This window comes from Algibacter amylolyticus (assembly GCF_014202225.1).
Lineage (GTDB): Bacteria > Bacteroidota > Bacteroidia > Flavobacteriales > Flavobacteriaceae > Algibacter_B > Algibacter_B amylolyticus.
Window position 1 is genome coordinate 1 of sequence record NZ_JACHGE010000011.1, and the last position, 11573, is coordinate 11573.

Annotated in this window: 4 protein-coding genes; all 4 read left to right on the forward strand. The window is 35.5% G+C overall.

The features are described 5' to 3' along the window. Positions 1 to 3813 (forward strand): T9SS type B sorting domain-containing protein (locus tag HNQ90_RS16600; RefSeq protein WP_183822375.1); only part of this gene is annotated, 3813 nt, incomplete at its 5' end. A 13-nt stretch (positions 3814 to 3826) separates the two neighbouring features. Continuing rightward, the gene (locus tag HNQ90_RS16605; RefSeq protein WP_144118050.1) at positions 3827 to 4780 is read left to right on the forward strand and encodes a PorP/SprF family type IX secretion system membrane protein; all 954 of its coding nucleotides are present in this window, start codon (positions 3827 to 3829) and stop codon (positions 4778 to 4780) included. 11 nt (positions 4781 to 4791) lie between these two features. Next, positions 4792 to 6705, forward strand: coding sequence for an OmpA family protein (locus HNQ90_RS16610; RefSeq protein ID WP_144118051.1), 1914 nt, complete (start codon positions 4792 to 4794; stop codon positions 6703 to 6705). Between the two features lie 553 nt (positions 6706 to 7258). Then, positions 7259 to 11573: HYR-like domain-containing protein (locus HNQ90_RS16615; protein ID WP_183822378.1), on the forward strand; the 4315-nt coding region annotated here is incomplete at its 3' end.

Here is an 11573-nt window from a genome sequence, read left to right on the forward strand (position 1 = left end):
ACATGGACGGTAACTGATGGTTCTGGTAACACAACAACTTGTGAGCAAACCGTAACCATTATTGATAACATCGACCCAACATTCGTGGAATGTGCAGCGCCTGTATCTGTAAATGTAGATGCTAACGGATGTACTACAGATATTGCAAACATTGACCTAGGAACACCAACAGTTGATGATAACTGTACGGAAACAACCGTTACTAACGATGCGCCTGATGCTTTCCCGCTTGGAGATACCATCGTAACATGGACGGTAACTGATGGTTCTGGTAACACAACAACTTGTGAGCAAACCGTAACCATTATTGATAACATCGACCCTACATTCGTAGAATGTGCAGCGCCTGTATCTGTAAATGTAGATGCTAACGGATGTACTACAGATATCGCTAATATCGACTTAGGAACACCAACAGTTGATGATAACTGTACGGAAACAACCGTTACTAACGATGCGCCTGATGCTTTCCCGCTTGGAGATACCATCGTAACATGGACGGTAACTGATGGTTCTGGTAACACAACAACTTGTGAGCAAACGGTAACCATTATTGATAATATAGACCCTACATTCGTGGAATGTTCAGCGCCTGTATCTGTAAATGTAGATGCTAACGGATGTACTACAGCTATTGGAAACATCGACTTAGGATCGCCTATTGTAGATGATAACTGTACCGAAACAACCGTTACTAACGATGCGCCTGATACCTTCCCTCTTGGAGATACCATCGTAACATGGACGGTAACTGATGGTTCTGGTAACACAACAACTTGTGAGCAAACCGTAACCATTATTGATAACATCGACCCAACATTCGTGGAATGTGCAGCGCCTGTATCTGTAAATGTAGATGCTAACGGATGTACTACAGCTATTGGAAACATCGACTTAGGATCGCCTATTGTAGATGATAACTGTACCGAAACAACCGTTACTAACGATGCACCTGATACCTTCCCATTAGGTGATACTATCGTAACATGGACAGTAACTGATGGTTCTGGAAACACAACAACTTGTGAGCAAACGGTAACCATTATAGATAACATAGACCCAACATTTGTAGAATGTGCAGCGCCTGTTTCTGTAAATGTAGATGCTAACGGATGTACTATAGATATCGCTAATATCGACTTAGGATCGCCTATTGTAGATGATAACTGTACCGAAACAACCGTTACTAACGATGCACCTGATACCTTTCCATTAGGTGATACTATCGTAATATGGACGGTAACTGATGGTTCTGGAAACACAACAACTTGTGAGCAAACGGTAACCATTATCGATAATATAGACCCTACATTTGTAGAATGTGCGGCTCCGGTTTCAGTGAATGTAGATGCTAACGGATGTACTACAGATATCGCTAATATCGACTTAGGAACACCAACAGTTGATGATAACTGTACGGAAACAACTGTAACTAACGATGCACCTGACACCTTCCCGCTTGGTGATACTATCGTAACATGGACGGTAACCGATGGTTCTGGAAACACAACAACTTGTGAGCAAACCGTAACCATTATAGATAACATAGACCCAACATTCGTGGAATGTGCGGCTCCGGTTTCTGTGAATGTAGATGCTAACGGATGTACTGCAGATATCGCTAATATCGACTTAGGAACACCAACAGTTGATGATAACTGTACCGAAACAACTGTGACTAACGATGCACCTGATACCTTCCCATTAGGTGATACTATCGTAACATGGACAGTAACCGATGGTTCTGGTAACACAACGACTTGTGAGCAAACGGTAACCATTATTGATAACATCGATCCAACATTCGTGGAATGTGCAGCGCCTGTATCTGTAAATGTAGATGCTAACGGATGTACTACAGCTATTGGAAACATCGACTTAGGATCGCCTATTGTAGATGATAACTGTACCGAAACAACCGTTACTAACGATGCACCTGATACCTTTCCATTAGGTGATACTATCGTAATATGGACGGTAACTGATGGTTCTGGAAACACAACAACTTGTGAGCAAACCGTAACCATTATCGATAACATCGACCCAACATTCGTGGAATGTGCAGCGCCTGTTTCTGTGAATGTAGATGCTAATGGATGTACTACAGATATCGGAAACATCGACTTAGGAACGCCAACGGTTGATGACAACTGTACCGAAACTACAATCACAAACGATGCACCTGATACCTTCCCTCTTGGAGATACTATCGTAACATGGACGGTAACCGATGGTTCTGATAATACAACAACTTGTGAGCAAACGGTAACAGTAATTGATAAAATCGACCCAACATTTGTGGAATGTGCGGCTCCAGTTTCTGTCAATGTAGATGCTAACGGATGTACTACGGATATCGGAAACATCGATTTAGGAACACCAACGGTTGATGACAACTGTACCGAAACTACAATCACAAACGATGCACCTGACACCTTCCCTCTTGGAGATACTATCGTAACATGGACGGTAACCGATGGTTCTGGTAATACAACAACTTGTGAGCAAACAGTAACAGTAATTGATAACATCGACCCTATCTTCGTAGAGTGTGCTGAACCTGTAACCGTAAGTATTGATGCTAATAAATGTACTACGAATATTGACAATATCGATTTAGGTTCACCAACTGTTAACGACAACTGTACAGAAACTACGATCACTAACGATGCCCCTATTGATTTCCCTCTTGGAGATACTATTGTAACATGGACAGTAACTGATGGTTCTGGTAATACAGCAACTTGTAAACAACTAGTAACAGTAGAAGATAACGTAAATCCAGAATTTGTTGAGTCGTTACCAGAAGATGGTACTTATGAATGTGATAGCATACCAACGCCTGCAGTTTTAACCGCATCAGACCCTTGTGGTAGGGTGGATGTTAAATTCACTGAAACTAAAATTGATGGCTCTTGTAGCGGAAACTATATTCTAGAACGTAAATGGGTAGCAACAGACCAAAACGGTTTAATTACAGAGCATACTCAAACTATAACGGTTCAAGATACTAAAGCACCACAACCAACAATAAACATTGAGCCTACTATTTCAATAAACTGCGATAATATTCCAGAAGTGCCAGAAGTTGAATTTATTGATAATTGTTCGTCTGGTGTTAACGTTGAATTTACTGAAACAAATTCTTTAGATGAAAATAATCCTTCTGATTATGAAATAGTAAGAACTTGGACAGTATCAGATGACTGTAATAATGAGCAAATATACACGCAAACCATTACCGTAACGCTAATAGACTTCGTTTCCTCAATAGACGAAAGAGCTTGTTCTGATGATGGAATCATAGATTTAAATGACTATTTAAGCAATTCTGATTTAGGCGGTAAATGGACGGTTATTGAAGGTAATGCTATTCTAGACAATAACATATTTGATCCTGAAAATGTTGAATTAGGAACTTATGTATTCAGTTATCAATTTACTGATGGAGGATGCTTAAATGCTGTTGAAGTAAATTTAGAAATTCATGATGAATGTATTGTGTTTCCTTGTGGAGCAGAAGACGTAGTAATATCAAAAGTTGTTACTCCAAACGGCGATGCTTACAATGAATTTTTCAAAATTACAGGTGTTGAAAATTGTGATTTCGTTGTAGAACTACAAATATTCAACCGTTGGGGAGCAAAAATTTATGACAATTCCGATTACAAAAATAACTGGAATGGGTTTGCACATAGCGCGTCAATTGGTAAAGCCGAAAAAGTTCCAAACGGAACATATTTCTATATAGTAAATTTAAAAAATAGTGGATTAGAACCTTTTGCTAAGGCATTTTATGTAGGTACTAAATAAATCTAAACAAACTATGAAGTCAATAAAGTTAAATATATTTATTTTTATGCTAGCAAATTGCTGGGTTGGGTTCGCTCAACAATTACCGCAATTTACACAGTATATGTATAATACTATCTCTATAAATCCTGCTTATGCAGGAAGTAGAGAAACCTTAAGTGTTGTAGGTTTACACCGAAGCCAATGGGTTGGATTAGAAGGCGGGCCAACAACTCAAACGCTATCTGTTCACACCCCTTTAAGAAATGACAGAATTGGTGTAGGTCTATCCTTTATAAATGACCAATTAGGTTATGAAAATTTCTCATACTTATATGGTGATTTCTCATATACCCTTCCTGTTGGTGAAAAGCATAAATTAGCTTTTGGTATTAAAGGTGGTTTTACACAATATAGTTTAGATCAATCCTTACTAAACGATACTAGTGATCCAGAATTAGCAAATGCCGTTAACGATCCCTTTTTTGACGATGTTTCAAACAGATGGAGTCCTAATATTGGATTAGGTGTATTCTATCATTCAGATAAATGGTATTTAGGCCTTTCCGCTCCTAGAATTTTAAACACCGATTATAACAATGGCAAACAAGGTGAGTTAGATTACATCGCGCTAGAGCGAATAAGTTATTATTTTACCGGTGGCTACGTTTTCAATTTAAACGAATCTACAAAATTTAAGCCTGCTATGCTGCTTAAAGCAACAAACGGTGCGCCACTATCTTTTGATATAACAGCAAATTTTTTATTCAACGAAACAGTTTGGTTAGGTGCCGCATATAGAGTTAACGAATCGGCTGCCGCTTTAGGTGGTATTGCAGATTTTCAAGTGTCTAAACAAATACGCTTAGGCTATGCATACGAGTATCCTATTTCCGATATTAGACCTTACACTAGCGGTACACACGAGATATTATTAATGTACGAATTATTTAAAAGTAAACGTATTAAATCCCCAAGGTACTTCTAAAACATTTTACTATGAAAACAAATTTTTTTATACTCTTTTTGTTATTTTTTACTAGTACAATTATTGCCCAAACTAAACTTGCCGATAAGTTTTATAATAATTATGGTTTTGTTAAAGCAGCCGAATTATATGAAAAAGCAATCGAAAATGGTGATGAAAGCGAGCATAATTTAACACGATTAGGCGATTGTTACTATAATAATTCTAACTCAAAGCAAGCTATTTTTTGGTACGAAAAAGCAGCTAGCAAATATGAAATTGATGCAGAACACTTATTCAGATTTATACAATCTTTAAAAAGTTTAGGCAACTATGCTGAAGCCAATAAATGGATGAAAAAGTTTGTTGAAATCCAAAATAATGATAGCCGCGCCAAAAATTATGATATTGGTAATCTACTAAAATATGATGAGCTTAATAAAGTTGAAGACTCGTTATCTATAAAAATACAAAATCTAACTATTAATTCTGAAAATTCAGATTTCGGAACATATATTTATAAAAATGAGCTCTATTTTGCTTCGGCAAGAGATACAGCTAAATCTAAAAAATATGGATGGAATAAAGAACCTTTTTTAGACTTGTATCAAGTTTCAGTTAAAGAAAAAGGATTTGAGTTAAAATTCTCCAACCCTATTTTAATTGATTCTCCAAATATAAATTCAGATTATCATGAATCAAATGTGGCCATTACCAACGATGGAAAAACCATGTATTTCACTAGAGATAATGTTACAAAAAAGAATAAATTAAACTTTGATAAAAAAGGAACAACACACTTAAAAATATATAAAGCTACTTTGATCGATAGTAAGTGGGATAACATTATTGAACTTAGCATAAATGACGAGGTATCCTCTACCGGACACCCAACATTAAGTCCAGATAACAAAAAATTATATTTCGTTTCAGATCGCGAAGGCGGATTAGGTTATACCGATATTTATGAGGTCAATATTTTAGGAAACAATCAATTTAGTAAACCTAAAAATTTAGGGCCTAAAATTAATACAGAAGGCCGAGACATGTTTCCTTTTGTTAGCAAAGATAGTACCTTCTATTTTTCTTCTGACGGAAGATTAAATTTAGGTCTTTTAGATATATTTAAATCTAATTTTATTAAGGATAGTTTAGCAACACCTAAAAACATTGGAGCACCTTACAATAGTGGTTTCGATGACTTCGGTTTCTTTATTGATTCTGATAATCAAAATGAGAGAAGTTATTTCTCATCTAACCGACCAGGAGGAAAAGGTAACGATGATATTTATACGGTGTACACTAAAGTTTGCTCGCAATTAGTTAAAGGTGTAACTAGAGATAGAAAAGACAACCAACCACTAGCCGATGTAACTGTTAAACTTATTGATGAAACGGGTAAAACTATTGAAGAAGTAGTAACTACCGAAAACGGAGAATATCAATTCACTCTTAAATGTGAAAAGAAATACACTATTACCGCAAAACTTATAGCGTATTCTGGAGACCAAGTAACTATTAACACCAATGACAAGGACGGAAACGTTATTGAACAAGATTTGTATCTTGAGTCCTTAATACAAGGAAATCAAATAGTAATAAACCCTATTTATTTTGATTTTAATAAATGGAATATTAGAACAGATGCACAATATGAATTAGAAAATATTGTAGATGTGTTAAGGGTAAACCCTACTATGGTTATTAAAATTGAAGCCCATACAGATAGTCGTGGTCGCGATGCTTATAATATGACGTTATCAGACAAACGAGCAAAAGCTACTAGAGATTATATCTTTTCAAGAGGTATATCAAAAGATCGTATAGAAAGCGCTATTGGTTATGGTGAAAGTCAATTATTAAACAAATGTTCTAATGGTGTTAGATGCACAAAAGAAGAACATCAAATCAATCGTAGATCATATTTTTACATTTTAAAAAAATAAATAAAACTCTAGATATTAAATCTTTATAATATTCAAATTCTGGAATACCTCAATTATAATGTAAATTAAAAAGCCATATTAGCTTTTAATCGAATTTATAAGTGCTTTGCCATGAATATTTGACCAACTAGTTACATATACGTTTTTTTGTATCACCTACTAACAAAATCAAATTATATGAACCCAAATTTACTATTTACTGTAATATTCTTTTATCTAAGAAATAGTATTCCCTCCCTACTTTGTATCCCTCAAAATTTGTTTTTAATGAAAACTACTAATTATCAGAAGTAATATCTGGTTTTAATAAATTTAGGTGTAATAAGAAACTTAAAATCATGAAAACTAAAACGGCTCTTAAATTAAATGTGTGTGTTTTAATTAATGATTTTTATAAACATTTAAATATTTTGAAACTATATATTATTAAAGATGCTAGTTTTTCATTTTTTACTAAGCAAAGTATTTTAATTAATACTGAAGTAGCAAAAAGCAAGATTTCAAAAATAACTTACTATAAAAACATATTAATTAATTAGTTAATTAAAGGCTTATGATAACGTCTACCACATATATTAAACGCAATCAATTAATTTTGGCGCTCCTTTTTTTATTTAGCGTGTATTCTTATGCACAATTAAAACATCCTTTTGAGCCACGCTATAACGAGTCTATTAATGGCGATTTTGCAATGATTGCAAATAATACGGTTTCTAGACATGCTACAAACCCATACATTTTAGAAGGAAATAACAATAATTTCACAAATTTAGTATATGTCGATATTGATAGTTTTGACGACACTTTCAACTCGAGTAATGCCACGTTTAAAGCACCAATAGCCGATTCTAAATGTCTAACTATTAGACAGGTTTATTTATATTGGACAGCATCAGACTTTGAGCCCGATCCAAATGACCCTTTCTCTGAAAATCAAGAAGATTGGGATTTTAACGATGTAAAATTAATGCTACCGGGCCAAACCAATTATACAAAATTAACTGCCGATGAAGTAATATACCGAGGACGAGATGATAATGGCGATGGTACTGCCGACGATCATTTTAGTTTTGATCCTTATGTGTGTTTCAAGGATATTACAGATTTTGTTACCACCGAACTTTTAGATAAAAATATTTCACCGTATGACACCTACCAAGTAGCCAACGTTGAGTCTAGTTTAAAAAGAAATGATGAACATAATGACGACCCAAGATTTAATGTAAGTAATAGTGGTGCAGGTGGATGGCAAATTGTTTTTGTATACGAAAGTCCAACGTTACCATTAAAAAACATATCAATTTTTGATGGGTATGCTCACGTTTTTAGTGCTTCTGACGACAGAGATCATGAAGTCGAAATAACTGGTTTTACAACGGTGCCGGCTCCACAAGATGTTAATGTAAATATACTTTTTGGTGCTATAGAGGGTGATAGAACATTCCTTGGAGACAGGTTGCAAATTTTACCTCCTTCTTCAGCAACGTTTATGGATTTAACAACTGGTCCTTTAACCCCTATTAGAGCAGGCAATAACTTTTTCAATAGTCGAATTACCCATAATAATTCCAATTTTATAGACAGAAATCCAGCAAGTACAAATACTTTAGGCTTCGATGCTGGAATTTTTGAATTAAATAACGAGAATAATTCTTTAATAGGTAATAATCAAACGTCTACAACATTAAATATATCAACAACACAAGAGTCCTATGGTCTTTATTTATTAGGACTTTCTGTTGAAGTTTTCGAACCAAAATTAGGACCTATTGAAGTTACTACCGACGTATCTAGCGCAGCTCAAAACCCTGGAGCAACTATTACTGGAAATTTTGTGGTAGAAAATAAGGGTAACGATGATGCTATAGATGTTAGAATATATACTACGCTACCTCCTCAACTTACAGTAGATTTCCCAATAACAAATTTACCTACTGGAGTAAGCGCTACTTATGATTCCTCAACAGGATATTTAGAATTTACAGTGGAAGATTCTTCTGTAACTTCTAAATCGATTCCTTTAAATGTTGATTTCAATTTAGTAATAAAAGATGAATGCTATTTTTTAACAGAAAATTGCGACACACAATTTGGTTTACAATTTACTGCCAAATACAGGGGTGTTTTAAACGATGTTACTCAAACAACTACTAGCTCGTCAGTAGTTGAATGTGGTGTTGGAAACAACGATAGAACCATTATTAACGTAATTAAACCGACTGTAGATTGGCAAACTCCAGAAGATTCTTTAAATAGAACCATTGAATGTAATGATGTAAGTGCACTATCTGATGCTCAAGCTTTGCTTCCTGATGTAGATGCTTCTTGCACTTTTTCAATAACGGAGTCCAGAGGCTCTTTTGTAGCAGATAATTCATGTCCAGATACTGGAACCATTACAAATACATGGTCCTTTACAGATGAATGTAGTAATACTACAAAAGAATTTACTCAAATAATTACAATTGAAAGCTCAGCAACAATTGTTATTCCCGATGATGGAGGCGCAACTGTTAATTGTTTAGCCAATGCCACAGAATCTTTTACAATACCAGAAATAACAGATTCTTGTGGTAATGTATTACCACCATCAGCTCCTGTAATTACAGATGCACCAAGTCCTTTAGATTGCGACGGCACTAGAACTTATACTTATACGTTTACTGATTGCTCTGCCAACTCTTATGAGTGGGCTTATATTTATACTATAACAACTCCAACTTTTACAATACCTGATTTAGATGGCGCGCTTACTGTTGAGTGTATTGATGATGCCGATGGTACAACTATAACTTTACCTACTATTCAAGATGTTTGTGGAAACGAATTAACTGCCTCTGCTCCTGTTATTACAGAATCTCCTAATCCTCTTACTTGTGAAGGTAATAGAACTTACACATATACATTTACCGATTGCGCAGGTAATTCAGATGAATGGGCTTTTGTTTATTCTATTAGCACACCAACTTTTACAATTCCTAATGATGATGGTGCGTTAACAGTTGAATGTATTGATGATGCCGATGGCACGACTATTACATTACCTACCATACAAGATGCTTGTGGAAATACATTAACCGCTTCGGCTCCTGTTATAACGGACTCAGCTAACCCTTTTGATTGTGAAGGTACAAGAACTTATACCTATACATTTACTGATTGTGCTGGTAATTCTGATGAATGGGATTTCGTCTATACTATTGAATTAAATGCTTTTACTTTACCTGCTAATGGTATCGAAACTGTTACTAATTTAAATGAAGCTGTAGAACCTACTCCACCAACAGTAAATGATAATTGTGGTAATCCTATCACACCTTCAGAAGCTGTAAAATCTGAAACGCCAGATTGTCAAGGTTCAGTAGTCTACACATTTACGTATACCGATTGCGCTAATAATACTGCAGATTGGACGTACACGTACACCATAGAATTAGCACCTTTTACAGTACCTGAAAACGAAACTTCAACGGTAGATTGTATAGCTCAAGCTATTGCTCCAACACCTCCAACGGTTAACGACGCTAATGGCGATGAAATTACACCTGTAATGACTAGTAGTACTGCTCCTGAGTGCGAAGGTGATTTAATTTATACTTTTACCTACACAGATTGTGCTGGTAATACTGGTATTTGGGAACATACTTATTCTATAGTAACTCCAGCTTTTACAATTCCTGATTTAGATGGCGCGCTTACTGTTGAGTGTATTGATGATGCCGATGGTACAGCTATAACTTTACCTACTATACAAGATGCTTGTGGAAACGAATTAACTGCCTCTGCTCCTGTTATTACAGAATCTCCTAATCCACTTACTTGTCAAGGTAATAGAACTTACACATATACATTTACCGATTGCGCGGGTAATTCAGATGAATGGGCTTTTGTTTATACTATTAGCACACCAACTTTTACAATTCCTAATGATGATGGTGCGTTAACAGTTGAATGTATTGATGATGCCGATGGTACAACTATTACATTACCTACCATACAAGATGCTTGTGGAAATACACTAACCGCTTCGGCTCCGGTTATAACGGACTCAGCTAACCCTTTTGATTGTGAAGGTACAAGAACTTATACCTTTACATTTACTGATTGTGCTGGTAATTCTGATGAATGGGATTTCGTTTATACTATTGAATTAAATACTTTTACTTTACCTGCTAATGGTATTGAAACTGTTACTAATTTAAATGAAGCTGTAGAACCTACTCCTCCAACAGTAAATGATAATTGTGGTAATCCTATCACTCCTTCTGAAGCTGTAAAATCTGAAACTCCAGATTGTCAAGGTTCAGTAATTTATACATTTACCTATACCGATTGTGCTAATAACACCGCCAATTGGACATACACCTACACCATAGAATTAGCACCTTTTACAGTGCCTGAAAACGAAACTTCAACGGTAGAATGTATATCTCAAGCTATTGCTCCAACACCTCCAACGGTTAACGACGCTAATGGCGATGAAATTATACCTGTAATGACTAGTAGTACTGCACCTGAGTGCGAAGGTGATTTAATTTACACCTTTACATACACAGATTGTGCTGGTAATACTGATATTTGGGAACATACTTATTCTATAGATGTAACAACTTTACCTACGGTTCCTGAAAACCAAGAATCTACTGTAGTATGTCTTACCGATGCAACTCAACCAGCAACACCAGCAGTTAATGATGCTTGTGGAAACCCTATTACTCCAGTAATTACAGCAAGTGCAGATCCTGATTGTGAAGGTCAAAAAATATATACATTCACTTATACTGATTGTGCTAATAACGAAGCTGTTTACACATATACCTACAACATAGAAGTACCTGATGCGCCTATTGTTCCAGATAACGAAGGTT

Bases quoted from the DNA above. Each gene is read 5' to 3' on its own strand.
- HNQ90_RS16605 (WP_144118050.1), top strand. From the start codon at position 3,827: ATGAAGTCAATAAAGTTAAATATATTTATTTTTATGCTAGCAAATTGC.
- HNQ90_RS16610 (WP_144118051.1), top strand. From the start codon at position 4,792: ATGAAAACAAATTTTTTTATACTCTTTTTGTTATTTTTTACTAGTACA.